This window comes from Psychrobacter sp. ER1, from assembly GCF_048631835.1.
In the GTDB taxonomy this organism is placed as follows: Bacteria; Pseudomonadota; Gammaproteobacteria; order Pseudomonadales; family Moraxellaceae; genus Psychrobacter.
This window is the reverse complement of sequence record NZ_CP184640.1, coordinates 148,467-173,740: the sequence shown is the minus strand read 5'-3', so window position 1 is coordinate 173,740 and position 25,274 is coordinate 148,467. Positions and strand designations below refer to the sequence as shown.

At 42.7% G+C, this 25,274-nt stretch carries 20 protein-coding genes and 3 pseudogenes; 10 read left to right on the top strand and 13 right to left on the bottom strand.

Annotated elements, in window-relative coordinates; translation table 11 throughout:
* Window positions 1-3: 3 nt before the first annotated feature.
* Window positions 4-1,665: an energy-dependent translational throttle protein EttA gene (gene ettA, locus ACOBWA_RS00785; RefSeq protein WP_057757965.1), complete on the bottom strand. Its 1,662-nt coding sequence runs from the start codon at window positions 1,663-1,665 to the stop codon at window positions 4-6.
* 462 nt (window positions 1,666-2,127) lie between these two features.
* Between ettA and ACOBWA_RS00780 the strand changes: the two genes are divergently transcribed.
* The 5 genes from ACOBWA_RS00780 to ACOBWA_RS00760 all read left to right on the top strand — a co-directional run bounded on the left by ACOBWA_RS00780 (window position 2,128) and on the right by ACOBWA_RS00760 (window position 5,887).
* On the top strand, window positions 2,128-3,327 hold the full coding sequence (locus ACOBWA_RS00780) for a flavin reductase family protein (RefSeq protein ID WP_420229932.1): 1,200 nt from the start codon (window positions 2,128-2,130) through the stop codon (window positions 3,325-3,327).
* 158 nt (window positions 3,328-3,485) lie between these two features.
* A complete protein-coding gene (locus ACOBWA_RS00775) occupies window positions 3,486-4,577 on the top strand; it encodes a fatty acid desaturase family protein (RefSeq protein ID WP_420229931.1) in 1,092 nt (363 codons plus the stop codon).
* On the top strand, window positions 4,475-4,858 hold the full coding sequence (locus ACOBWA_RS00770; protein WP_420230689.1) for a fatty acid desaturase: 384 nt from the start codon (window positions 4,475-4,477) through the stop codon (window positions 4,856-4,858). Before ACOBWA_RS00775 ends, ACOBWA_RS00770 begins: the two co-directional genes overlap by 103 nt.
* A 284-nt stretch (window positions 4,859-5,142) precedes the next feature.
* Window positions 5,143-5,436: a GNAT family N-acetyltransferase gene (locus tag ACOBWA_RS00765; protein WP_420229930.1), complete on the top strand. Its 294-nt coding sequence runs from the start codon at window positions 5,143-5,145 to the stop codon at window positions 5,434-5,436.
* A 157-nt stretch (window positions 5,437-5,593) separates the two neighbouring features.
* On the top strand, window positions 5,594-5,887 hold the full coding sequence (locus ACOBWA_RS00760; RefSeq protein ID WP_057757953.1) for a 4a-hydroxytetrahydrobiopterin dehydratase: 294 nt from the start codon (window positions 5,594-5,596) through the stop codon (window positions 5,885-5,887).
* 131 nt (window positions 5,888-6,018) lie between these two features.
* Here ACOBWA_RS00760 and ACOBWA_RS00755 read toward each other — a convergent pair whose 3' ends face one another.
* Window positions 6,019-6,174 carry a DUF1328 domain-containing protein gene (locus tag ACOBWA_RS00755; protein WP_082624527.1) on the bottom strand — a complete coding sequence of 52 codons (156 nt, stop codon included), beginning with the start codon at window positions 6,172-6,174 and terminating at the stop codon, window positions 6,019-6,021.
* Between the two features lie 502 nt (window positions 6,175-6,676).
* Between ACOBWA_RS00755 and ACOBWA_RS00750 the strand changes: the two genes are divergently transcribed.
* Window positions 6,677-7,963, top strand: coding sequence for a saccharopine dehydrogenase family protein (locus tag ACOBWA_RS00750; protein ID WP_420229929.1), 1,287 nt, complete (start codon window positions 6,677-6,679; stop codon window positions 7,961-7,963).
* Window positions 7,964-8,713: 750 nt separating this feature from the next.
* Entirely contained in the window at window positions 8,714-9,250 is a 537-nt protein-coding gene (locus ACOBWA_RS00745; protein ID WP_420229928.1) for a hypothetical protein, read from the top strand.
* Window positions 9,251-9,411: 161 nt separating this feature from the next.
* Here the strand turns inward: ACOBWA_RS00745 and ACOBWA_RS00740 are convergent, their stop codons facing one another.
* Window positions 9,412-11,958, bottom strand: coding sequence for a helix-hairpin-helix domain-containing protein (locus ACOBWA_RS00740; RefSeq protein ID WP_420229927.1), 2,547 nt, complete (start codon window positions 11,956-11,958; stop codon window positions 9,412-9,414).
* A 378-nt stretch (window positions 11,959-12,336) separates the two neighbouring features.
* Between ACOBWA_RS00740 and ompR the strand changes: the two genes are divergently transcribed.
* The gene (gene ompR, locus ACOBWA_RS00735; RefSeq protein ID WP_057757943.1) at window positions 12,337-13,095 is read left to right on the top strand and encodes a two-component system response regulator OmpR; all 759 of its coding nucleotides are present in this window, start codon (window positions 12,337-12,339) and stop codon (window positions 13,093-13,095) included.
* A 34-nt stretch (window positions 13,096-13,129) separates the two neighbouring features.
* Window positions 13,130-14,407 (top strand): CobW family GTP-binding protein, encoded by a 1,278-nt coding sequence (locus ACOBWA_RS00730; RefSeq protein WP_420229926.1) that lies wholly within the window; start codon window positions 13,130-13,132, stop codon window positions 14,405-14,407.
* A 251-nt stretch (window positions 14,408-14,658) separates the two neighbouring features.
* On the opposite strand, the gene ACOBWA_RS00725 is transcribed toward ACOBWA_RS00730, so the two are convergent.
* From ACOBWA_RS00725 to ubiG, 4 genes and pseudogenes are all read right to left on the bottom strand, one after another.
* Entirely contained in the window at window positions 14,659-14,925 is a 267-nt protein-coding gene (locus ACOBWA_RS00725) for a DksA/TraR family C4-type zinc finger protein (protein WP_420229925.1), read from the bottom strand.
* A 149-nt stretch (window positions 14,926-15,074) separates the two neighbouring features.
* Window positions 15,075-15,847, bottom strand: a pseudogene (locus ACOBWA_RS00720) (YciK family oxidoreductase).
* A 138-nt stretch (window positions 15,848-15,985) separates the two neighbouring features.
* Window positions 15,986-16,696, bottom strand: a complete 711-nt coding sequence (locus tag ACOBWA_RS00715) for an HAD family hydrolase (RefSeq protein WP_420229924.1) — start codon at window positions 16,694-16,696, stop codon at window positions 15,986-15,988.
* A 67-nt stretch (window positions 16,697-16,763) separates the two neighbouring features.
* Window positions 16,764-17,591 (bottom strand): bifunctional 2-polyprenyl-6-hydroxyphenol methylase/3-demethylubiquinol 3-O-methyltransferase UbiG, encoded by an 828-nt coding sequence (gene ubiG, locus ACOBWA_RS00710; protein WP_420229923.1) that lies wholly within the window; start codon window positions 17,589-17,591, stop codon window positions 16,764-16,766.
* A gap of 505 nt (window positions 17,592-18,096) precedes the next feature.
* Here ubiG and ACOBWA_RS00705 point away from each other — a divergent pair.
* On the top strand, window positions 18,097-18,717 hold the full coding sequence (locus tag ACOBWA_RS00705; RefSeq protein ID WP_102091399.1) for a thiol:disulfide interchange protein DsbA/DsbL: 621 nt from the start codon (window positions 18,097-18,099) through the stop codon (window positions 18,715-18,717).
* A 180-nt stretch (window positions 18,718-18,897) separates the two neighbouring features.
* Here ACOBWA_RS00705 and yjgA read toward each other — a convergent pair whose 3' ends face one another.
* The 6 genes and pseudogenes from yjgA to pcnB all read right to left on the bottom strand — a co-directional run bounded on the left by yjgA (window position 18,898) and on the right by pcnB (window position 25,115).
* Window positions 18,898-19,428, bottom strand: a complete 531-nt coding sequence (yjgA, locus tag ACOBWA_RS00700; RefSeq protein ID WP_420229922.1) for a ribosome biogenesis factor YjgA — start codon at window positions 19,426-19,428, stop codon at window positions 18,898-18,900.
* A gap of 21 nt (window positions 19,429-19,449) precedes the next feature.
* The gene (gene rapZ, locus ACOBWA_RS00695) at window positions 19,450-20,442 is read right to left on the bottom strand and encodes an RNase adapter RapZ (protein ID WP_420229921.1); all 993 of its coding nucleotides are present in this window, start codon (window positions 20,440-20,442) and stop codon (window positions 19,450-19,452) included.
* A 51-nt stretch (window positions 20,443-20,493) separates the two neighbouring features.
* Window positions 20,494-21,396 carry a pantoate--beta-alanine ligase gene (panC, locus tag ACOBWA_RS00690; protein WP_420229920.1) on the bottom strand — a complete coding sequence of 301 codons (903 nt, stop codon included), beginning with the start codon at window positions 21,394-21,396 and terminating at the stop codon, window positions 20,494-20,496.
* Window positions 21,397-21,453: 57 nt separating this feature from the next.
* Window positions 21,454-22,253 (bottom strand): annotated as a pseudogene (panB, locus tag ACOBWA_RS00685) (3-methyl-2-oxobutanoate hydroxymethyltransferase).
* Window positions 22,254-22,364: 111 nt separating this feature from the next.
* A pseudogene (gene folK / locus ACOBWA_RS00680) lies at window positions 22,365-22,885 on the bottom strand (2-amino-4-hydroxy-6-hydroxymethyldihydropteridine diphosphokinase).
* Window position 22,886: 1 nt separating this feature from the next.
* Window positions 22,887-25,115, bottom strand: a complete 2,229-nt coding sequence (gene pcnB, locus ACOBWA_RS00675; RefSeq protein WP_420229919.1) for a polynucleotide adenylyltransferase PcnB — start codon at window positions 25,113-25,115, stop codon at window positions 22,887-22,889.
* Window positions 25,116-25,274: the final 159 nt, after the last annotated feature.

The following is a 25,274-nucleotide window of genomic DNA, read 5'->3' as shown; positions in this document are numbered from 1 at the left end:
GTATTAGTTAGTAATTTTCTTATACTTGGCACGTTTAGGACTGGCATCATCACCCATCGTCTTTTTACGATACGCTTCAAACTCAGTGTAGTTACCGTCGAACCAAACTGGGCCTTCTTCTTCGAATGCCAAGATATGAGTCGCGATACGGTCAAGGAACCAGCGATCATGCGATACGACCATTACTGTACCTGGGAATACTTGAATCGCATCCTCTAGTGCACGTAAGGTTTCGATGTCCAAATCGTTTGATGGTTCATCGAGGAGCAATACGTTTGCGCCTTGCTTTAGCGTTTTCGCCAATTGTAGACGGTTACGCTCACCACCTGATAATTGACCGACGTGCTTTTGCTGATCTGAGCCTTTGAAGTTAAAACGTCCGATATAAGCACGGCTTGGCGTGGTGTAGTCGCCAACGGTAATGATATCAAGGCCATCAGAGACTTCTTCCCATACGGTTTTATTATCATCTAGATGATCACGTACCTGACCAACATAGGCAACTTTAACACTTTCACCCAAATCAACTGAACCAGTATCTGGCGTATCGCGCTCAGTAATCATGTTAAACAGCGTGGTTTTACCCGCACCATTTGGACCGATAATACCAACGATACCACCAGCTGGTACGTTAAAGCTTAGGTTTTCATACAGCAGACGATCGCCGAATGATTTAGAGATGTCATTAATCTCAATAACCTTGTTACCCAAACGTGGACCAGGTGGAATATAAATCTCAGAAGTCTCATTACGTTTCTGGAACTCAGTTGAGTTCAACTCTTCAAAACGCTGTACACGAGATTTAGACTTAGCCTGTTGACCTTTTTGGTTTTTGCGAATCCACTCAAGCTCTTTTTTCAGCGCTTTAGCAAATGATTCTTCTTGCTTATTCTGTTGCTCTAGACGCGTATTCTTTTGCTCTAGCCACTCGGTATAGTTGCCTTCATACGGATAGCCATGGCCACGGTCAAGCTCCAAGATCCACTGAGCAACATTATCCAAGAAATAGCGATCATGGGTAATGGCAACGATCGTACCGCTGTAGTTCTGCAAGAACTGCTCTAACCACGCAACAGACTCGGCGTCCAAATGGTTGGTCGGTTCGTCAAGTAATAGCATGTCAGGGCGCGACAATAGTAGACGGCATAGTGCCACACGGCGTTTCTCACCACCTGACAGCTTGCTAACGTCGGCATCCCATGGTGGCAGACGTAGCGCATCGGCTGCTTTTTCTAGCTGGTTATTTAAGTTATGTGCATCCCAAGACTGGATGATATCTTCCATCTTGCCTTGTTCTTCAGCAAGCTTATCAAAATCAGCATCAGGCTCTGCGTATTCTGCATAGATAGCATCTAGACGTGCTAGCGCATCTAGTGCTTCGCGCATACCGTCTTCGACATTACCACGAACGTCTTTGCTATCATCTAGCTGTGGTTCCTGTGGCAGATAGCCAACTTTGGTACCGGCTTGTGCGCGTGCTTCACCACTAAACTCAGTATCCACGCCTGCCATGATACGTAGCAAGGTTGATTTACCTGAACCGTTGATACCCAAAACACCAATTTTGGCACCAGGGAAAAACGATAGGTTGATATTTTTTAGGATTTCACGCTTAGGGGGAACAAGTTTTGACACGTTGTTCATCGTGTAAATATATTGAGCCATTAACACTCCGATAGACTGCATAGAAGAGAACAGCAAATGCAACTCAGCGATGATGCCAAGCGTGCCGTACCTCAAAATCAGGGTTACAAATTATAGGTCATTATCGCATTGTGGCGCATACCCTGCAAGCTGACAGGTTGTTTTACCAGTTGTTTTACCAGTTGTTTTACTGTTTTTGACAGCAGGCTATGCCCTTTGGCTATAAAACACGCGTTGGAAAAGTAACGCAAAAAGTCTTATCTTAATGAACTAACTTAACATTTTGATTCATTAGCGTTTTATAAAGACCACAAAAAATAGCATCAAAACTTTCGCAAATTTAATCAATAGCCGTTAGCATGTTAGTGTGGCTTAACAAGGTCGAGTGGATCCGTCTGACATTTAATTATCAAAATGATTGTTCATCTGACTTTGTGTTCGTCTCAACACCTACTTTATAGCAATCATAAAGGTACTGATAATATGGCCAACGGCTATCGCCCTGAAATTATTCAACGTGCGTTTGTCGATTTTATCGGATCGCGCTTACATCCGTTTTGGTCATTGACGACTCCTAAGTTACGCCTGATTGCACGCTATGAATTAAGTGATGATTTGATAGCACTTCGATTTGAGACCAATAGAGCCTTTAAACAGCAGATTTCTGAGGTGATGGGTGGTTGGCAAGGCGGTCAATATCTTGATTTGCGCGTTTGTATTGAAGGGGTCTATCACCAACGTAGTTACTCGATAGTGGGTTTGGCGCATCAACAACTCTGGTGGCTCGACAATACTACCGATAGTAATACGGCAGACCAACGCCATACGGTGACTATCGCGATTAAACCGCAAGGGTTGGTATCTGACTATTTAACTAAGCAGATGCCACTGGCTAGCATCGTTGATACAAGCCTGCCACTTGGTCAATTTACTTTGGAACAGACCTCGATAGTAGGGCAGGAAATATCAGAGAATGACAAACTTATTCCTTTGCTATTCATCGCTGGTGGTAGCGGTATCACGCCCATACTCGGACTTATCACTCAAGCCCTGAGTAATGGTCATCAGGTGACGCTATTGCATTACAGCCGAACTATTTCATCCAAACTGCAACATCAGTGGCAACAGCTGAACGATACTCATCCAGACTTCACTTATCATCTAATCCATACTGAAGATCCGACTACCTATTTGGCTGGTACACGATATTTAAGTGCAGAGGGTCTGCTGTTGCTAAACTTACCTCTAGCAGATACGCAGATATTTGCTTGCGGTTCACAAGCGTTATTAGCTGGCTTATATAAAGTCGCCGCAGAGATAACACCTACAGACGAACAGCTGCGCGATAACATCATCGTAGAGAACTTTGGTAATGCCCTAGCTGATTTTGATATCAGCAGCAATCAAACATTCGATAAAACGATACCTGTAGAAGAACACACTGTCTATTTGCGATCACGGCAACGACGATTTAGCAGTGACACGACCATACTGGCTGCGGCTGAGAATGCAGATGTACGGCTAGCGCATGGTTGCCGGCAAGGTATTTGTCAGTTGTGTCGATGTAATAAAGTCAGCGGTGTGGTCAAAAACGTTCAAACAGGGAAAGTGAGCGGGGATGGTTACGAGTCTATTCAGACTTGCATTAGTATTGCCATGACTGATGTGGTTCTCGATGTTTAATGACTGGCTCAATAGAACGACCGGCTCAATAGAAAGCATATGCCAAACAACCTATAAGAAATAGAAGACAAGCGTTACTTTATAGGCTAAAACTCAGATGACTTATCAAACCGGATGCAGTGCTGCTTATTCATGCCGTTTCGGTTAAGGACTTATTTATGCGCTTACTACCACCCGTTACTACGCCACAATCTGCTGTGCCTATCTTGACGCCCCTGTCCGATGCACAACTAGCGAAAAACGCGCCTTTGCCTTTGACATCGCAAACGCCTTACACGCAGCTTAATGATAAAGCAATCAATGATAGCGATCAGCCAGACACGTCAACACGGACTCGCTACCCAACAGTAACTGATGCCCCTCTATCAAAGCCTCAAAGTGATGCTTTAGCCGTAGAGCTCAATGCCCTGTACACAAGCGTCATGGACTCGCTAGGCAGTAAGGATGCACGCTACATACAGCGAGTATATGCCACCGTGGTATATAGTGAAATTATCGCCCGTGGTTTACTCGCAGCGGTTGGGCGTATGCCATCGAAACGCAGTCTGGTCGCTACTTGGCTACTAGGTACGTCTTTACTTAGCTTTAGCAAAATATTGAACAACATGGAGCTGGGTCATAACGTCATGCATGGTCAATATGACTGGATGCAACACCCGCACCTTAATAGTCAAAAATTCGACTGGGATATTGTCTGCCCTGCTCCATTATGGCAACACTCACATAATTATTTACATCATACTTTTACCAATATTGTAGGCCGTGATCATGACGTAGGCTATCACTTGATTCGAGTGACTGATGAGCAGCCTTGGACGCTAGAAGATCGCTACAATATGTTTAGTACAGCGGTACTGGCATTTGGATTTGAATGGGCGGTAGCCTTTCATGACATCCAAATCAGTGCAGATGAATACGCTGACTCCCCTGATCTGCACAAAATCATGCAGCAAAAGTCTCGCGCGTTATTTGCCAAAATTGGACGACAAATAGGCAAAGACTATATCGCACTGCCGTCTGTGGTAGAGATGACGCTAGGCCATCGTAGCGCCTTTAGTACATTGAGCGGTAACATGACTGCAAACACTGTCCGCAACCTATGGACGTGGGCAGTGATTTTTGCGGCCATTTCACTGAGCAAGCGCATATCTATACTCATCTCGATGCCAATGAAAGTAAAGGCGATTGGTACGTACGCCAAATCCTTGGCTCTAGCAATATCAAAGGCAGCAAATGGTTTCACCTTTTGACAGGTAATTTATCTCATCAAATTGAGCATCATATATTTCCTGATATGCCAGCCGGCCACTATGCAAAGATTGCGCCGCAGGTACAGGCCATATGCCGTAAGTATGATTTAATCTATAACACTGGCCGTTTTGGTACGCAACTCAAGCAAGTACTCGGACGTATTTATCACTTTAGCAAACCCAGTGAACAAGAATGGCAAGCCCATGTACAGTCAACGGAAAATGCAGATAGTACTACTCATAAAGATAATAGGTCAGCGGCCAATTTAGAAAAAAATTAGAAGACAAATTAGCGATAGAAAACACTGGTGGTTTCACTCGCTTTTTGCCTCCAGTCGTTCTTAAAGCCATATCCTATGCATGGTGAAATATTCATATTTGCAACCAGATACGGCCATGATAAGGTAGGACAACAAACATAGATGACATTAAAAGTCGTCCTATCAACGATTACGGTAAGCGTCTAGATTGTTAAGCATCAAACCTACATACTAAACTGGCACTATTAAATTAATAAATATTTAGTTCATAATAAAAATTCGATAATAAAAAATGGAGTATATTAATGAGTAACCAAACCTCTAAACCAAATCTAGACATTATTCATAATCAAGCAGCGAACCGCTTTGAGACCTCTATCGATGGTCAGACAGGTTATATTAGCTATCAGGAAAGTGCTGACAAGTTGGTCTACGATCATACTATCGTACCGCAGCAATTAGGCGGTCAAGGCGTTGGTTCAGCACTCGTTAAGCACGCATTGAATTATGCGCGTGAGCAAGACAAGAAAGTGATACCACAATGCTCATTTGTCGCGTCATACATTAGCAAACATCCTGAGTATCAAGATTTAATTTAATTGGCTACGTAGTTAGGTTCAATTAATTCGTTAACGAAGCTCAGTTAAGTGATATCGGGCAAAGCAGGAAAATACGTAGATATTTATTTAGCATAGGAGACATACCCCAGCACCACTTTTAATAAACCAATTCGACATAACAATAAAGGTTATTAATATGAGTAGTTTATCTGACAAACAAATCAATCTACAGCTAGAAGAGCTTGCTGGTTGGCAACGTGACGGCAATAGCATCGTCAAAACCTATCATTTTAGCGATTTTATCGAGGCTATGAGCTTTATGAATCAAGCGGCATTTCATGCTGAAGCGCTTGAGCACCATCCAGAATGGCGTAATACCTACAATATCGTTGAAGTTCGTTTAACCAACCACGACACAGGTGGCATATCTAGTCTGGATATTCGTTTAGCCAAACGCATGGAGCATATCATTCAACCCAAACGGTTGTAGTAGCAAGTCTACAACGTATGCCTTGATGCCGATTATTTTAGCTTTCTAACGATTACCTTCGTTAAAGCAGACAAAAAAGACCCTCAATTGAGGGTCTTTTTATAGTAGGTATTTACAACGATAAGCTGTGTTTACATCTTACGACTGACAAAGGCAACGATAAACAAAATCACAGCGACTGCTAAGAAAATGTATGCCAAATTAGCAGACAATCCTGCGACACCACCGAAACCTAGGAAACTCGCTAGTAATGCGATCACTGCAAAAATAATAGCCCAACGAAACATAATCTTCTCCTCAAATAATGGTAAAAAACAGATATTAGAATTTATATAGCATCTATTTAACTTGTTTTTATCTAATGCTAGTTATTACTGTTTACGCTTATAGATTAGCAATGTTCGTCTCTAGAAAACGTTCATTTTAGTAATAATATCGGTAGGTTATGTAAAGTTTGTAGTAACTGTTAATGTCTCATACCTCTTTTTCTTTAATAGATGATATTTTCGAAATAGAATTATATTTCTGAATGCAGCGTTATTTAACTGAGCGTTCTTAAACTAAGTGCTTTTTACCTGAATATGCTTTTATTGAATACTATTTTACTGAACGCTACTCTTCCAACTGTATGCAGAACTATTTTAAATTCCTCACGTTATATGTGATGTTGTATGGAAGGTTGGCTGCAAACTATAAACTGTAGCGACCTCACAAACCTCTAACCTAATCAAACGACTTGGTTTATAGTTTACTATCCACTTATTCTCAAATCTATTAAGGACAATACATATGGATACCAATACGGATACTGAAAACTCTATACAAAAAACCAGCGGCGACACACGCCCTTATGCAGTTGTTCTATATGGTGCGACAAGTTTCGTCGGTCAGATCACTGCCCACTATTTAACCAATTTTTTATCAAATAATAAGAACGAAGATGGCTCAAATGTATCATGGGCGATCGCAGGTCGTGATGAAGACAAGCTCAACAAGCTACAGGCAAAACTTGAGAGCAAGGTAGACATTATTATTGCTAACAGTAACGATGCTGCCAGCCTTGATAAGATGACAAAGCAAACTCAAGTCATCATCTCAACTGTCGGTCCTTATCTAAAATATGGTGAGCCACTGATTAAATCTTGTGCTGAAAACGGTACGGACTATGTCGATCTTACTGGTGAGGCCATTTTCATCAAAGATATGATGGATAAGTACCAAGACACTGCCAAGCAAAGTGGTGCCCGTATTGTTAACTCTTGTGGTTTTGATTCTATTCCATCAGATTTGGGCGCGTACTTTACCCAAGCTAAGGCAGAAGAAAAGTTCGGCGAGACCTGTAATGTTATCCATATGCGTGTCAAAGCAGCGAAAGGTGGTATCTCAGGTGGTACTATCGCATCGATGGCATCAATATTTGAAGAAGCTGGTGAGGACAAAGCACGTCGCAAACAAGTGGCCAATCCTTATCTGTTAAACGATGATACTGATGCACCAAACGTACGTCAGGACAATGTCAGCAAACCAGTATATGACAGTAATCATAAGCGCTGGTTAGCACCGTTCGTCATGGCCACCATCAACACGCGTATCGTCCATCGTACTAACCAATTGCTCAGCTATGAGTACGGTCGCGATTTCAAATATGACGAAGCAATGTGGATGAAAGATGGCGTCAAAGGAAAACTGTCTAGCTATGCCATGAGCGCAGGTTTATTGGGCTTTGCCACTGCGATGATGATTAAACCAAGTCGCGAGTTACTATCCAAGCACGTCTTACCAAAAGCTGGCTCAGGCCCTTCTAAAGACGAGCAAGAGAACGGCTACTTTGATATTCGTCATTTTGGACAAACGGCCAAAAATGACACTATTACCGTTAAAGTAACAGGTGATAAAGATCCTGGTTACGGCAGTACTTCTCGTATGATTTCGCAGGCGGCATTATGTCTGGCACAAGATATCAGCAAAGAGGACGTTGGCGGTGGGTTCTGGACACCAGCATCTGCGATGGGAGATAAGCTAATAACACGCTTAGAAGCGCATTCTGGTCTTAGCTTTGAAGTGATTGATAGTTAATCTATTGAGTGATAACAAAGGCTCAATGTCTTTATGACCGTATCTTGGTTTCGAGATACGGTTTTTTATGGCTTGCTATAAATATTTAGACAAAAATTAAATTAAAAATAACGTACTTTTTTGGTGAACAATGTTTCTGTTTACCGATTATTTAATACTTTATGATACTAACTACTAATCTAATATTGCTACTATCATTTTATAGATATTGTAGAAAAAATAGGTATAAACATTAGTTTAATTAAGTATATGTTATCAAAGAATTTATGTAATAGAATTTAAGAATTATCTAAGCACTAGCTTTAAACTATAAGTAAGAAAATTTAAAACAATTCTCTACAATATTCATATAACCTCCTAAAAAATTATTAATAACAACTAGATAAGTAAAAATAATAACTATAAGCAATCAAACATTCATATTTTTAATACTAGAGACGTCGGTAGATATTTATTATTAACAAACTCACTTATTAACAGCTTTAATAACACAATCAACCTTTGCTACTAATGAATCTTTAATAAAATTTAAAGACAGAGTGCTAGCTAGACTTTAAGTATGACAGTTTCATAACGTCACAAGAAAACATTAAACTGTTAGAACCTTAATGAGTTTGCTACTGAAATATAAACTACATCGTTGATAATTTGCATACAGTATTTACAGATACCTTTGAGTAAAAACGGCTTATCATTAAATATGAGTTATCGTTTTTAATTATTACTAATAATACATATGGGAGCTTTATAATGAAAAAGAATATTTTATCGTTAATTTTAGGTACTACGCTTGCATTGCCTACACTTGCAATGGCTATGCCGACCAACAGCAGTGATTCTATGCAATCACGTATGCCAAGTAGCTCTGTCAAAAGCAATGTACAAGTCGGTGTAGAAGGACCAACTGGTAAATTGGGAGCTGCACAGCCTAGCCATGTCAATATCAATGACTCTAGCAATAAGATGAACGACTCTCGTAGTGAGATGAATGATTCGAACAAGAGTATGAACAACTCTGACAACAGAGTGAACGAATCTAATGACAAGATGAATGATAAAGCTGGCACTATGAGCAATAGTAATATGCCTACTATGAACGGTAACGTGCCAACGACAACGGGTGCAGCCTCTACACAGTCTACCCAACGTACGCAAACGCCAAACATGCAGCATAGCAATGCAGACTATCAGCCTTTAATCGCTGGTGAAGCCGCTTCTAACAATAAAACGGCAAATGCTACTAGTACCTTGCAAGAAAAGAAAAAGACAACCGTGGTGAGTTATTAGCCACTCAGCCAGCAAATGTACAGTTTAAAGAAAACCGCCGTATTGTTGTAAATCGTTAATATGGCCATTAATATTTAAGTATATTAACAAACATAAAAAGGGCAGCCTATTGGCTGCCCTTTTTTATATTAAACTATCTATGCTAGCTATTTCAATTTTGATTATTTCTTATTTTTAGTCACGCCAGCTTTTTGTAATAAGGCACCAAGTGTACCCATTTTACTTGGGGCTTCAGCTTTATCATTTTTTACTGGCTTACTACGATTGCTCGCGCTGTCTTTATCCTGACGCTTGCCACGTGGCTTAGACGGACGTTTGTCAGCAGCTGGACGGCTATTATTTGGACGGTCACTATTTGCGTTATTATTGCGTGGACGACTGGTTTTCTCGCCATCTGTACTAGCTGTCGTAGACTTGGCAGCAGTACGGACAGGTTTTTCAGATTCAGGTTTCATGCTAAAGCCGATACGACCACGTTTTTCATCGATAGAGATAACCCGTACCGATACGATATCGCCAGGTTTGACACGGTTCATAGGATCTGCGACAAAGTCATTGGCCATCTGCGAGATATGGACCAAACCATCCTGATGGACACCAACATCAACGAAACAACCAAAGGCCGTTACGTTGGTGACTACCCCTTCTAACGTCATATCTTCGCTCAAATCTTTGATACTATTGACGTCATCACGGAAATTGGCCGTTTTAAACTCAGGGCGAGGATCACGAGCAGGTTTAGCAAGCTCTTCGATAATCGCTTTTACGCTGACATTGTCATCGTTAGCAGCCAGTGTAGTCGTATCAATCGTATTTAACACACCGTCGTTACCAATAACTTCTGACAACGGCTTGGCCGCTTGTGCGAGTAAGTTATCGACCAGCGCATAGCTCTCTGGATGCACACCAGTGGCATCTAATGGATTGCTACCGTTATGAATACGTAAGAAACCAGCTGCTTGCTCAAATGTCTTAGCGCCTAGACGCGGGACATTTTTGAGCGCTTCACGACTATCAAATGCACCGTGCTCTTTGCGATAGGTTACAATTTGCTGTGCCACATTGCGGTTAAGACCAGCGATATGAGCCAAGATAGCTGGGCTCGCCGTATTTACATCAACGCCAACCGCGTTTACGCTGTCTTGAGTGACTTTATCAAGGCTATCTGCAAGCTGGTTTTGATTGACGTCATGCTGATATTGACCCACGCCAATGGCTTTTGGATCAACTTTAACAAGCTCTGATAATGGATCCTGCAAGCGACGCGCGATAGAAACCGCGCCACGTACAGAAACGTCTAGATTGGCCAACTCATCACTAGCAAGTTCACTCGCTGAATAAACAGACGCGCCAGACTCATTAACGATAACGGCTTTGGCTTTTAGCGCATCGTTCGCAGCCAAAATCTCTTTGATCATCGCATCTGTTTCGCGACTTGCCGTACCATTACCGATAGCGACCAAATCAACGTTATAAGTGCTCAACAGCGCATCGATGACTTTCTTGGCTTCATCCATCTTATTATCAGGTGCAAACGGATAAACCGTCGCAATAACAGGTTTCTCTTCGCTATCTGACATGACATGACCTTGCGCATCGACGATGGCCATTTTTACGCCATGACGGATACCAGGATCGACACCTAAGATCACTTTAGGACCTGCAGGTGCAGACATTAGCAAATGCTGTAAGTTGCTAGCGAACACATCAATCGCATCCGCTTCTGCAGCTAGGCGCTTTTCAGTTAACAAGCGGTGCTCGATATGCGGACGCCATTTGTCTTTCCACAAGCTACTGGCTGCCTCTGATAAAAACTCACAGCGGGCTGCTGGTGCTTTAGCATCGACATCGAAATGACTGATGATTTTTTCGATAAATGGTGCGTCTTCGCCTTCAATTTTTAGACCCAAGACATTTTCTTGACGACCGCGCAACATTGCTAATAGGCGATGATTTGGCAGTCGAGCAAGGCTTTCGCTATGCTCAAAGTAGTCTTTGAATTTTCCGCCAACTTCGCGCTTTTCTTCGCTCGCAACGCTCGATACGATACTGGCAGTTTTGGCAAAACCACTGCGTAAATTGTCCAACAAACCCAATGCTTGTGTCCACTCATCAACGATAATCGCTTGTACGCCAGCGAGTTGTTTTTCAATATCGCTAAAATCAACCTCGATTTCATTACCACTGTCATCAGTGATACTTGACTGGACTTGATAATCAGCCAAGGCATCCGTCGGGGTGATTTCTTGGGTCAAGACCGCTTGGGCAGCAGTATCAAGACCAGCGGCGCGAGCTTTGGCAGCAGGTGAACGACGACGCGGACGATATGGCAGATAGATGTCTTCAAGCTCAAGCTTAGACGTCGCATTATCGATACGCGTCTGTAGCTCGTCAGTCAGATTGCCTTGTGTGCTTAGCAGCTCAGTAATTTTGAGGCGACGTGTTGCCATGTCACGCTCGTAATTAAGAGACTTCTCTAAAGCACGCAGCTGCGCATCATCAAGATTCTGAGTCTTTTCTTTGCGGTAACGCGCAATAAAAGGAACCGTCGCGCCTTCATCATAAAGTTTGACAAACGCATTGACTTGAGCAGTCTTAATGCCAAGCGCGCGAGCAAGCTTGTCGTGAATATTCGCGTGTGTGGTTGCATCTAAAACCTGTGCATTTGTCGAGGTTTGAGATGACGTTAAGGTATCAGTGCTACTCATATACGTATCAATCGTTGAGAAATGTAGCTTTGCATTATAGCAAAAGCTGCATGAATAAAAATCCTTTTTATCTTTTCGTTATTTATTGCGCATTTTAGGACGCAAATCGTTCTATATCACACATCCTATGGACTTGTTAAACAAACGCATACAGCATTTATTATCATGGGTGATGCAATTCTCGGTGCAATCTTATACACTAAAGTATCAATAACACAAATATCGATATGCGCTGACATATTGAACAATAGTTTTTAATTTTATGAAGTGCTTATTCGTAACCAATAATTAAATAATGATAATTAATGGCAGTGTTTTTGCTCATAGCTATTTACTTGTAGTTTCTGATAACAATAATTTTTATAAAAGGATGCCTGTATGACTGATAACAACAGCCCTGACACGTTGACTCAGCGTATTTTAGTCGTCGATGATGACGCTCGTCTGCGCTCTTTGTTGCAACGCTTCCTAGAAGACGACGGTTTTGTCGTTCGTACCGCTCATGATGGCAGTCAGATGGACAAACTCATGCAACGTGAGCTTTTCTCTTTGGTCGTGCTCGATTTGATGCTGCCAGGCGAAGACGGTATCAGTATCTGTAAGCGTCTGCGTGAAGATAATGCAGATATTCCTATCATTATGCTTACTGCCAAAGGTGGCGATGCAGACCGTATCGCCGGTCTAGAAGCGGGTGCAGATGATTATCTGCCTAAGCCTTTTAACCCAAAAGAGCTGTTAGCTCGTATTAAAGCTGTACTACGTCGTCAAAACCGTGAGTTGCCAGGTGCGCCAAGTCATCAAATGGAAGTGGTCGAGTTTGGTCCATGGACACTAGATCTATCGACTCGTACACTTAAACGCGATGGTAACGTAGTCACTTTGACGACAGGTGAGTTTTCAGTGCTAAAAGCGCTCGTACAACATCCACGTGAGCCATTGACTCGTGATAAATTGATGAACCTTGCCCGTGGTCGTGAATGGGGTGCGATGGAGCGTTCTATCGACGTCCAAGTATCACGTCTGCGTCGCCTGATTGAAGACAACCCTTCACAAGCGCGTTATATTCAGACCGTATGGGGCGTTGGCTACGTGTTCGTTCCTGATGAAGCCGAGGTAGAAACCATCAAGAGTGAATAACTTTTGACTGATCTAATTCCTTTTAATATAGGCCGTGTTTGTTTACTCACAAACACGTGCCAATATGATGAGCCTATTTGTGAAAAACCCAATTATTTTTCAAAACATACCCTGCACGTTAGTGACAGGGTTTTTAGGTGCTGGCAAAACCACCGTAATCAATCAATTACTGGCCACAAAACCTGATGACGAACGCTGGGCTCTCTTAATCAATGAGTTTGGTCGTATCGGTATTGATGGCGCACTCCTAGCAAGCTCCCAAGACACAAATCTTGAGCAAAAGAATATTGCCATTCGTGAAGTCAGTGGTGGCTGTATTTGCTGCACCAGCCAGCTGCCCTTACAGATTGCAATCAGTTGTCTGCTCAGTGACCATCATCCACAGCGATTGTTAATCGAGCCCACAGGATTGGCACATCCACGTGAGCTGATACTACAACTCAGTGCGCCGCATTGGCAAACTGCCCTAAAAATGAATGCTGTCATAACCGTGCTAAGTGGCGAGCAGTGGCAACAGATTAAGTATCGTGATCATGATGGTTTTCAAGCGCATGTCCGTGATGCCGATGTGCTGATAATCAATCGTTATACCCAATTAGATATTAGCGAAAAACAGGTCTTGGTAGAATGGATAACCACGCTAAATTCACAAGTAAAAATTATTTGGGCAGCATCAGGACTAACGACATCTAAGACAACTAACTCATCAGACGTTCATTCATCAGATGGTCTTGTAGCAGATGCATACTCTAAAACGTTAAACGACCAACTGAATCAGCCTAGCTCTATCATTTCGAATCAACGAAAAGTCAGTATTGCTCATCCTACAAAATCTATGATTGGTTTACAGTCTCAAGCTAGCTCTTTAGCAACTGTGCCATCATCGAGTTCATCTACCGATGAGACCGAAGCTCAGGCTAGTGCTGATAGTGATCTGCCCTATCGCTACCATGAAGAGCAGCAGGATTTTCAGTTGGCTGGATGGCGACTACCCGCTCATTACCAACTAAACGCTGACGATTTGCAGAATTGGCTATTGAATTTGCCAAATTGGCAACGCATCAAAGGCGTGGTTCATACTTCTGATGGCTGGCTGCAGATCAATTTTAACCCTGGTAGTCTGACCACCAGAACTATTAATCCACAGTCTGATAGTCGGCTAGAAATCATTTTGCAACTAGGCAATGCTGTAGATACAAATACTGTCGATACAGCTACAGAAAAATCAGAAACTGAGAATGGTGCCAAAGCGTCATCAGTATTGATAGATTGGGAAGAGTGCGATCGCGAACTGATGGCACTGGTTATATAGCAACAGACAAAAAAGGGCAGACATTGCTATTTTATCTAGCAATGTCCGCCCTTTCTTTTTCAACGCAACTAGGCCGTGTCCTCATTTTAAAAATGGTGATAAAAATGAGATAAGTCGCAGTCAAACAAGGAAAATAGCGCAGATAATATCGAGATATTAGTCAGCTATTTGACGCCGTTTGGCAAGATTTAGCCATTTTTAACCCATTTAGATGACTATCGATTGAATTGAGGACACGCCCTAACTATTGTTTAACGCAACTGACTGTCTTTACTACCACGACGATTAAACAGTTCAGCCGCTTTTGCCTCTTGCTCAAGCGCTGTCTGACAACTGACGCAATGCTGGATACCAGGCACCGCTAGTCGCCGCTCCTCCGGAATAGGCTTACCACATTCGTCACACAGCTCAGCACTTACCCCTGTCGGCAACGAACGTCGCGCTCGCTCCAATGCATCATTGACCGTTGCATCCATTTGTTCGTGCTCAGCACCATCTCTTGACCAGCCACCTGCCATAATCTTATCCTATTTTTTATTCATTATAATTAGACAATACAAATGTCTTTAATAACAAATAGATGGGGCTAACTATGGTTAATTGCAACCTGCGATAGTGTATAAAACCATCCATAAAAAATGACGTAATCGATTTACAAACTTTGCTACTAATCTTTAGGTTGTAGCTCAATGACTTGACCACGTACGCCAATGCTCTCATCACTCATCAGACAAACGTAGCCTGCCATGATATCTTCAGGTGTTTTTAAGCTCATAGGGTTTTCACCTGGATACGCATGCGCACGCATATTAGTACGAGTACCACCTGGATTAATGCAGTTAAAACGTAGATTGGTGGTGTTCTGAGTCTCTTGAGTAAAGATATCACTCATACCTTCTACTGCTTGTTTGGAAAGTGCATAAGCCCCCAAAATGCGCGAGGATGTGTACCTACAGTGCTAGAGGTGAAAACAACAGAGCCATGATCTGCATCTTTGAGCAGTGGCAATAACGCTTGCGTCAGCATAAAAGTCGCTGTGAAATTTACTTTCATCACTTGGGCGAAAGTATCGACATCATACATCTCAAGCGGCGTCAGTTGTCCTAATACACCAGCATTATGCAAGATACCGTCTAACTGGCCGACTTCTTTATTGATTAGCCCTTCGAGCTGTTGCATTTCAGCGTAAGTTGCCCCTTCTAGATTCATCGGCAACATAGCAGGCTGCTTACCACCAAGGCTTTCAATCTCATCGTAGACGTATTCAAGCTTGCTGCTAGTGCGTCCTAACAATAAAACTGTGGCACCATAACGAGCATAGGTCAGTGCGGCAACACGGCCAATACCATCCCCCGCACCAGTCACCAAAATAGTCTTACCATCTAAGCAATTACTGGACGGTACAAAGCTACGAATATCATCATGAGTCAAAGGCTGAATAGGACTTTGAACCGTTTTTTTATTGTCTTGTGGCTCGACTGGTTGATTATTATTGTCACTCATGGCATTGCTCACTACTTATCATTAAATCGTTGAGGATATGTGCTTATGGTTGAAAAACTGGTGATATATAGCAGTCTATAAATACTCAAACTTACCAGACGATAGCAGTAATTTATTTAACTGCTCAGGCGTATCCGTAATATAGTCGGCGCCCCATTTTTTCAAAGACTTTTGATCTTCAGGTGGAATATATCCATAAGCGGCCAAAATCGTTGGCATGCCAGCGGCGTTGCCAGCTTCAATATCACGTACATGGTCACCGACATAGAGTACGCAGCCTGCCGCCCCTCGTGGAATACCCAGTTTTTCTAGCGCCATATACATTGGCTCTGGATCTGGTTTGGTACGTGATACATCATCTGGACAGACCAAAACTGCACAGCGTTGATCCAGTTGCATCTCATTTAATAGCTTTTCGGCTAAATAACGTGGCTTGTTGGTAACGATACCCCAAGGCACACCTTTTGCTTCAAGCTCAGTCAGTACCGCTTCAAGCGCCTGAAACACGCAGCTATCGACACAGATATCTGCTTCATAATCATCTAAGAACTGCTGACGAAACTCAAGCAACGCTTCCTCGCTGACTTCGAGTTGATTGTTATGTCTTAGCATCAATTGCACCATGGCCGAGGCACCCGCAGAGACTTGCTCTCGGATTTCCGCTTCAGGCGGTGCCTGCCAATCATTTTCGAGACTCATTTTACCGATGATACGAACAAAATCAGCAGCAGTATCGATTAATGTCCCATCAAGGTCAAATAAAACAGCTTTTACAAATTGGGTCATAGTGAATGCTCTTGAGATTGATGACGTGTTTAGTGAAAGTATGGCAAATAAATGGCTGCGTGAAGCATTAAACCAATGGCTTTTGTACGGCTATCATATAATTAACATCGACGTTTTGGGCAAGCCAGTAGCGTTTGGTCAGCGGATTATAATGCAAACCGATAATATCCTGACGAACAAATCCAGTATTAAGTGCCATTTTGTCTAATTCTGCTGGCGTAATAAATTTGGCATAGTCATGGGTACCACGATCAAGCAATCGTAGCACATACTCTGCACCAACGATGGCAAACAGATAAGACTTAGGATTGCGATTAATCGTTGATAACACACAGACGCCGCCAGGAGCCAGTAACTCATAACAAGCCTGCACAATCGAGCTAGGATCTGGCACGTGCTCTAGCATCTCCATACAAGTCACCACATCAAACTGACCAGCCTGTGTTTTTGCCAACTCTTCAACGGGTATATGCTGATAACGAAGCGTACTCTCTAACTGGCTTTGCTCTGCATGTAACGCAGCAGCTTTTAGGTTTTCTGTACCTAAATCAATCCCTGTCACATCAGCACCGCGGCGTGCCATAGATTCTGACAATATTCCGCCGCCGCACCCTACATCGAGTACTTTTTTGCCAGAAAGTCCTTGCTCAGCGGTTTTATTAGCAGCGTTTTGATAGCCACGTTTGATGTTTTCTTCTATCCAATTTAGACGTAATGGATTGATCTCGTGTAGCGTTGCAAAGGCACCTGTATTGCTCCACCACTCACTCGCCAAGTTATTAAATTTTTCGACTTCGCTAGGATCTACGTTGATGGTGTTAGACTCTGTATTATTGAAAGCGCTATTGTTATTTTGATCACTCGAAGTTGATGAAGAATTTAAAGCTGAGCTCATGGTATGTTCCTTGATTGTCACTATCGTTATTATCGTTTACAGTGCACGATTATGTGCTTAATATTAGCATGAGAGTAGCAGTTTTGTCGTAAGCACATCGTCACCGATTGTGAATAGGCTTAAACTTTACCCTGTTTTTTGGGCAGTATCTTGATATAGAAAAGATACGTATCCTCGTGACAATATCGCATCCTGATACTTTTGAATGTCTTAAATCTTACATAAAAATAAAGCAGACACTTGAGAAACAGTAGGTTCAAAAAATAACAAGCAATATACCTTAAATAATAGCTAACAGCTTTACAACTATCGGTTAAGAATGCGATTCACAAGTACATACATTTTACGTTATCATAGTCGATACTTTGCTATTGTTCGATTATACTCGACACTGTCTGGTTTAGACGCTTTAAAAGCTATATATTTTAAAGCATCACATGTTTAACAACCATATAGACACAAACCTCTTAACCCATTCTAAGTCTCCACACCTCAAGGATAAAGTATGAAACGTGTCATCACACTGACTGGTCTAGCCATGGCCATTGGACTTGCCTCTATGGGCGCACAAGCTGCAGACTATGTCGCTGGAAAAGATTACCGTGTGCTAGACAACCCAGAGAAAATCAGCGGTGATGCTATCATTGTTCGTGAATTCTTTTGGTATGGTTGCCCACATTGTAATGTGCTTGATCCACATATGGAAAAATGGGCAAAGACTAAAGACAAAGATGTCGTATTCTTCAAAACACCAGCGGCACTTAACCCTGTTTGGGAAGCCAATGCACGCGGTTTTTATGCGGCTCAGCTTTTAGGGTTCGAAGACAAAACTCATTCTGCATTATTTGATGCTATCCACAAAGATGGTAAAAAACTGTTTGATCAATCATCATTGAGCAAATGGTACGCGTCAAAAGGCGTGAATGAAAAGAAATTTAACAGCCTATATAACTCATTCGCTGTTGGTACAAAAATTGGTCGCTCACAAGAAGGCGCTAAACGTTATCAGCTTTCTGGCGTACCAGCTGTGGTGGTGCAAGGCAAATATGTAGTCACTGGTGAGAGTGCTAAAGTACCTAAAGTCGTCGACTACTTGGTCGACAAAGCCCGTGCTGAAAAGAAATAACTCAAGCAATAAATACTTGAATAACTCACATGACGTACAGCATATTTGTATGTCGTGCACAAAAAAGCCAATCATATATTGATTGGCTTTTTTGCATCTTAACCTTTTAGCTATACGTCTTTTAATTACTCATTTCTAACTACTAATCTTTCAACTAATAAAATTCTAATTAATAGATTTCTAGCTTGGTATATAGATGTTATTTTTTAGCTGCGATAAAATAGCCACTTCACGTATATAGCTTGCCAAATCTGCTTTAGATTCTGCTAGCAACTCATCATCTTGCATGTGTTTGGCATACTCTATCCACAATAGTAACTGATACATACTGTGGTGCTCAGAAGCTTTATATTGCTTCACAAACTGCTTGAGTGTACCTTCATCATTGATATTCAGACGCTCGTACCAGCTCTCTATTTTTGAGACTTGCTCTTTAGGAAAAAAGGCATCAAATAGTGCCTTTATCAGCTCATGACGATTTTCTTCAATCATAAGCTTGCCGACACGTTTGGTCTGACGATTACGAGCATTTGCGCTGGTAATATCAGCCAATGCCATTAGCTCCGCCATAAAATAATCACTGGCAGGTAAGGCTTTTAGCTGTTTTTTCGATAAGCTAGCAAGCGGTATAGATAATTGCTGCAAGCGCTCATGGGCTTTTTTGAGTTCTGTGCGCGAGACGCGCATGTCCTGTTCTTTCCAGTCAATCATAAAAGCTTTCCAAAATAATAATTAATAAATTAAAGAGTGTCTGATATCACTACCAACGACTTTTTCGCGATGTTTTGCCAATACCTTCACACCTTTAGGCATGGCATCAGCAAGGCGGCGTTGTAGATGATCAGTGATAAAAACAGAGCGATGTTTGCCGCCTGTACAGCCTATGGCAACCGTGACCGTATGACGATTATTGTGCAAAAACTCTGGTAGCCAACGGGTCAAAAACTTATCAATATCACCCATCATTTCTGCTACTTCTGGATAATCTAAGAAGAATGCGCCTACCTCAGTATCCAGACCTGTCGAGTCACGTAATTCAGGGTTCCAATGCGGATTCGGTAGAATTCTAACGTCGAATACAAAGTCAGCATCAATGGGGCTACCGTATTTAAAACCGAAAGACAGTAGATTGATGACAATCTGGTTGTCCATACCTATGTGTTCACGCAAGCTGTCTTTTAACTGATGGATATTTAGGCTACTGGTATCAATCCTAATATCAGCGTGACTAGCAATTGGCTCTAATAGCTCAACTTCCTTTTTGATAGCAGCGGGTAAATTAAAGGCAATATGCTTAGCGTTATCACTATCAATATCTTGTGACATTAGCGGATGTACGCGTCGCGTCGCATTGAAACGAGCTATCAGCGTACTCTCTTGTGCAGTCACATATAAAATCTGTACCGCATGAGACCCATAAGTCTCCTTGAGAGAAGCATACGTCACCGCAAAGTTAGATAAATCAGCACGTGGCGTTCGAATATCGACACCCAGCGCAATACGATGAATGCCGCTTTCATTAACCAGTTTATGAGCAGCATTAGGCAACAAAGACAGCGGTAGGTTATCAATAGAGTAATAGCCTAGATCTTCTAAGATATTCAATACTGAGGTTTTACCAGATCCTGAACGCCCTGAGACCACCAATATACTGAGCTTATTCGTAGACGTCTGATCCGCTATTGTTGCTGCCGCATTACTATTTTGATCCTGACTTACACCCATGATCTACTCATCCAAGTCTATTGTATCTAGTCTACTGCTATGTCATAAAAGCTAATTTACCATTACCAACTGATTGTCTAACAAACGCGCTTTTCCTAGCCACGCTGCAACTAAAATAACGATATTTTTGTTTTCTATATTAAAGACTTTAGAGTCACTTACGACAGAACCTAACTCCTCAGTCTTTATTTCCAGATAATCAATAATAAAACCTGCGTCACTAATACGTGTCCGCGTATCTACTAATAGCTTATCAAATGCTTGTTGACTAAGAGCCGTACTTTTTAAACTCTGCGCTAATTCTTGCAATGCTTGATGTAATACAGGGGCAGCTTGACGCTCATTTGCACTTAAGTATTGATTGCGCGATGATAGCGCTAAGCCATCATCAGCACGAACAATAGGCGCACCAATGATATTAATAGGATAACTCAAGTCACGTACCAACTGCTTAATGATAGCAAGCTGCTGATAGTCTTTTTGTCCAAATACTGCCACATCTGGTTGTACGATATTGAACAGTTTAGCGACCACAATACCAACACCATCAAAGTGTCCAGGACGTGATTGACCACATAACTTATTGGCAATAGCACCAGCCAATACAGCAGTAGGTGGTGGTAATACTGGATACATTGCATCAATACTAGGTGCAAACACGTAATCTGCATCCACTGTCGCAAGCTTAGCCACATCTGCATCTAGCGTACGGGGATAGCTGTCAAAATCTTCCCCAACGCCAAACTGAGTAGGGTTAACGAAAATACTGACCACCACTACATCTGCATGCTGCTTGGCAATTTTTACCAGCTCAAGATGACCGTCATGCAGATTACCCATCGTTGGTACTAGCGCAATGCGCTGCTGACGGTCTTGTTTGTCACGTTGCTGACCACGATAAGACTGCAGCGCTTCACGTAGTGACGAGATATCATGATAAATAATTGGAGACATGATTACTTTTCTTCTATTCACACGTTCTGTTGTTCAATAACTTTAATAACTGCAAAATCAGCTAAATTGGTGCTGCTCAGTCGGGAAACTACCTTCGCGTACTGACTGCTGATAGAGCGCAAAAGCACCTTCGATACTGTGTGCGCTATTGCGCTCATCGGTTAAAAAATCATGGATAAAACGTGGCACTCGACCATGCGCCATACCTAGCATGTCATGCATAACCAATACCTGACCATCAGTATCGGCTCCAGCACCAATACCAATAACTGGCACGGCAACAGCTTCAGTAACGGCTTTTGCAAGCGCGGCTGGAACACATTCTAGTACTAGTAATGCAGCACCAGCATCGACGACTGCTTTGGCATCGGCAAGCAGTTTATTAGCCGCCTCATCACCGCGGCCTTGAATTTTATAGCCACCAAATACGTTCACAGACTGCGGGGTCAAACCAAGATGTACACAAGTTGGTGTGCCTGCTTGTGCCAAGGTCGTTACCAATTCACACAGCTCTCTACCACCTTCGATTTTTATGACATGCGCCCCTGCTTGCATTAATGTGCGGCTATTAGCGACGGCTTCTGGCAGTGTCACATAACTCATAAACGGTAGGTCAGCCAATATCAGCGCGTGTTTGTTGCTACGGGCAATATTGGCAGTGTGATAAGCCATATCATTGACTGTTACAGGTAATGTTGAGTCATGGCCTTGTACAACCATGCCCAAGCTATCCCCAATTAAAATCGTATCAATTTCGGCTTTTTCCATCATTCGTGCAAACATCGAGTCATAGCAGGTCAAGCAAGTGAACTTGGTACCTTCTTTTTAAACTTATTTAACGTAGATAATGTCGTCATATGACCCTCAATTAATCTGCAATGCCTTTGATTATCAATACTGCTACTATTCTAGCTGTGATCGAGATGTCTTAAACCAATCTCCCATCACTTAGCATCATTTACTTATAATCAATCGCTTGATAGTAATGTTAAACCTGTCCAATCGCGACTTTGTGCATAGTCACTTATCAACTTACCGGCGATGGTTAAGTTTGGTGCCACTTCTCGCAGTGGTATTAAGACAAAATTGCGCTCACTTAAGCCAGCGTGCGGTATCGTCAGTGTTGGATCAGTAATCTGCGTCTCACCGTATAGCAAAATATCAACGTCCAGACTACGTTCGCCCCAACGGCGTAAACGTGCTCGCTTGGCCATGATTTCTAATTGCTGACAAAAAACAAGCAGCTCATAAGGGTCAAACGTTGTCTCAAAACCAGCTACTGCATTGACAAAATCTGGCTGGTCTTGTGGACCCATCGGTGCTGAAGCGTAAAAGAAGATACACTTACTTCACGTACCTGCTCATGTGCTCGCATTACTGCAAGCGCATGCTGCAAATGATCGGTAGGCGAACCCAGCTCATTAGCGAGGTTGCTACCCAAGCCCACATAACAGGTAACCCAGTTACTATTATCTGTACTGTTATCCATATTATGCACTTTCAGTACTAGGCTGACGGCGGCGGCGCTTCGACGGTACAGGGCCTTTGTTATCAGTTACTTTCACAGCAGGCATCTGATCATTTGTATCTTGCGTCGCTTTAGCAGCCTTTGCAGTAGTTGCTTTCACCGATTTCCTGGCTCTCGTAGGTGCAGCGGTTTTTGTCGCGTCTTTGCTATCTACTGCCTTGCTACCTACTTCCTTTACACTTTTAGTATCGCTTTTATCAGACGCTTCAACTGCAGGTTTAGGCGCTTTTTTCACATACTTTGCCTTTGGCTGTGCTCGATTACTACTGTCCTTCGAATCATTACTGCCTTGTACTTCGATATTGCTCGCACTATCTACAGTAGGTTGGCGACGGCGACGTTTATGCGGGATCGGCTCGTTATTCATACTGACTAACGCAGGTGATCTTGCGATCGAGCGAGCTGGTCTAGCCTGACTAGCTGATGCCTGAGCTTCTGGCTGATTAGTATTAGACGGCTGAACGTTATTTGAGCGTTCAGACTTAACCGCTTGCTTTGGAGCTTCTTGATTGGTTGGTGCTGGCTTTCGTACAGGTGCTTTGTTGCGCTTCGACGTATCATCAGCTGACAGCTGCTTCTGCAATGGCGGCACAACGTTCTCGTGCTCGATAATAAATAGTGGCTTAGGCTTTGCGTGTTGGCTTGCCGATTGCTTGTTATTAGCAAGAGACAACTGCTGTAGCTGAGCAAGCTCGTTATTGTCTTGCTCTATTTGCTGCACGTTGTGTCTTCCGCTGTCATTGCGACTAGCTTTAGATTGGCTGGCAGCACGGCGACGACGGGCTGGAATATTTGACGAATCATTTACCATTGTTTGATCATTTCTACCTTTTTCAGCACGGTCATCAGCTTTGTTTTGCTTTGTACTGTTCTGATTAGGTGCTGCATTATCAGTAGTCTGTGTTTTTGATTCTTGACGATTACGTCCGCGACCACGTTGCCCTTTTTTATAAGCACCTCGGCGAATATTTTCGTCAAACTCATCAATCGCCTGCTGTTGCTCTTGTTCAGACAAGGTTTGATACGTCTGCCACCAGTCACCCATATCGTTGGTTGACTCTGATAGCGGATGCTCAGCATCGCCGCACTGCTCACGTAATAATAAAAAGTCAAAGCCCGCACGGAAACGCGGATGCTCTGATAGCTGAACGATCTGTTTGCTACGTGGGGCTGCAAGTTTTGGCTGCAATATCCAGATATCTCGAATGAATTGCTCAGCAAATTTCGGAATAGCGGTTTTGATACGCTGACGGTCGATGACTTTGCCAGCCGCATGCATTTGCGCTTCGGCAAACGGCATATTACGTTTCTTAGCTTTTGCTAATTGATGTAGGTAATTTTCCCACAGTAAGGCAGCATAGAAGAACGCAGGGTTGATACTCTTGCCCGCTGCAATACGCTTATCGGTATTGATAGCTACCTGATTGACTAAAGCACTTGGCTCAGACGGTGGATAGATAATGAGACTATCAATCGCACCTGATTCAAACAATAATGGCAACAGGGGTACTAGATAGCCACCAGTAAACATCTTTTGCGTTTCATCATAGAGACGATGCGGTGATATTTGCTCAAGCAGCGCCCAGTTCCCGTCATTGAACTGCTCGGACAACGCTTCATCAAATTCAAAACCTAGCTTGGCCTTGAAACGTAAGGCACGGAGCAAGCGCACAGGATCTTCTTCGATACGTACTGGCGCATTGCCCAATAGACGAATGATTCTGTTATCAATATCATCAAGCGCGCCGCAGAAATCATGAACGATGCCTTTGAGCGGTTGATAATAAAGCGCATTGATAGAGAAATCGCGACGGGAGAAATCTTGTTGAATATCGCCCCAAACATTGTCGCGCAGAATCATACCGTCTTGATTGGTATTAGCATCACTGGTTGGTGGACCACGGAAAGTAGCAACTTCAATCAACTCGCGACCTGAATACACATGCGCTAACTGGAAGCGGCGACCGATAATGCGGCAGCGCTTACCAAAGACATCTTTAATCTCATGCGGCTTGGCATCGGTGACGGCATCAAAGTCTTTCGGGCGCAGACCTAATAAAGTATCGCGCACACCACCACCGACGATATACGCATCAAACCCAGCACGGGTCAATGTGGCAATCACTTCAGTAATGGAATTGGGTAATTCAGATTTGTTCAGTTCTAACTGCTTGGCGGCACGCTCGGCCATGCATCTACTCCTCGCCGGTATTCTTTAACTACCCCTGAATAACACAGCGTTTATCAGGCGGATGTACCCGCTAGTTTAACAAATTTTGGACCTACTGGGGGTGTTATGACATTTACTTACATGCTATTTTGTCAATATTGGGGTTAATTAATGCAAAAC

Excerpts from the sequence above, each read along its gene's own strand:
- ettA (WP_057757965.1), bottom strand. The coding sequence starts at position 1,665 with ATGGCTCAATATATTTACACGATGAACAACGTGTCAAAACTTGTTCCC.
- ACOBWA_RS00780 (WP_420229932.1), top strand. The coding sequence starts at position 2,128 with ATGGCCAACGGCTATCGCCCTGAAATTATTCAACGTGCGTTTGTCGAT.
- ACOBWA_RS00775 (WP_420229931.1), top strand. The coding sequence starts at position 3,486 with ATGCGCTTACTACCACCCGTTACTACGCCACAATCTGCTGTGCCTATC.
- ACOBWA_RS00765 (WP_420229930.1), top strand. The coding sequence starts at position 5,143 with ATGAGTAACCAAACCTCTAAACCAAATCTAGACATTATTCATAATCAA.
- ACOBWA_RS00760 (WP_057757953.1), top strand. The coding sequence starts at position 5,594 with ATGAGTAGTTTATCTGACAAACAAATCAATCTACAGCTAGAAGAGCTT.
- ACOBWA_RS00755 (WP_082624527.1), bottom strand. The coding sequence starts at position 6,174 with ATGTTTCGTTGGGCTATTATTTTTGCAGTGATCGCATTACTAGCGAGT.
- ACOBWA_RS00750 (WP_420229929.1), top strand. The coding sequence starts at position 6,677 with ATGGATACCAATACGGATACTGAAAACTCTATACAAAAAACCAGCGGC.
- ACOBWA_RS00745 (WP_420229928.1), top strand. The coding sequence starts at position 8,714 with ATGAAAAAGAATATTTTATCGTTAATTTTAGGTACTACGCTTGCATTG.
- ACOBWA_RS00740 (WP_420229927.1), bottom strand. The coding sequence starts at position 11,958 with ATGAGTAGCACTGATACCTTAACGTCATCTCAAACCTCGACAAATGCA.
- ompR (WP_057757943.1), top strand. The coding sequence starts at position 12,337 with ATGACTGATAACAACAGCCCTGACACGTTGACTCAGCGTATTTTAGTC.
- ACOBWA_RS00725 (WP_420229925.1), bottom strand. The coding sequence starts at position 14,925 with ATGGCAGGTGGCTGGTCAAGAGATGGTGCTGAGCACGAACAAATGGAT.
- ACOBWA_RS00715 (WP_420229924.1), bottom strand. The coding sequence starts at position 16,696 with ATGACCCAATTTGTAAAAGCTGTTTTATTTGACCTTGATGGGACATTA.
- ubiG (WP_420229923.1), bottom strand. The coding sequence starts at position 17,591 with ATGAGCTCAGCTTTAAATTCTTCATCAACTTCGAGTGATCAAAATAAC.
- ACOBWA_RS00705 (WP_102091399.1), top strand. The coding sequence starts at position 18,097 with ATGAAACGTGTCATCACACTGACTGGTCTAGCCATGGCCATTGGACTT.
- yjgA (WP_420229922.1), bottom strand. The coding sequence starts at position 19,428 with ATGATTGACTGGAAAGAACAGGACATGCGCGTCTCGCGCACAGAACTC.
- rapZ (WP_420229921.1), bottom strand. The coding sequence starts at position 20,442 with ATGGGTGTAAGTCAGGATCAAAATAGTAATGCGGCAGCAACAATAGCG.
- panC (WP_420229920.1), bottom strand. The coding sequence starts at position 21,396 with ATGTCTCCAATTATTTATCATGATATCTCGTCACTACGTGAAGCGCTG.
- pcnB (WP_420229919.1), bottom strand. The coding sequence starts at position 25,115 with ATGGCCGAGCGTGCCGCCAAGCAGTTAGAACTGAACAAATCTGAATTA.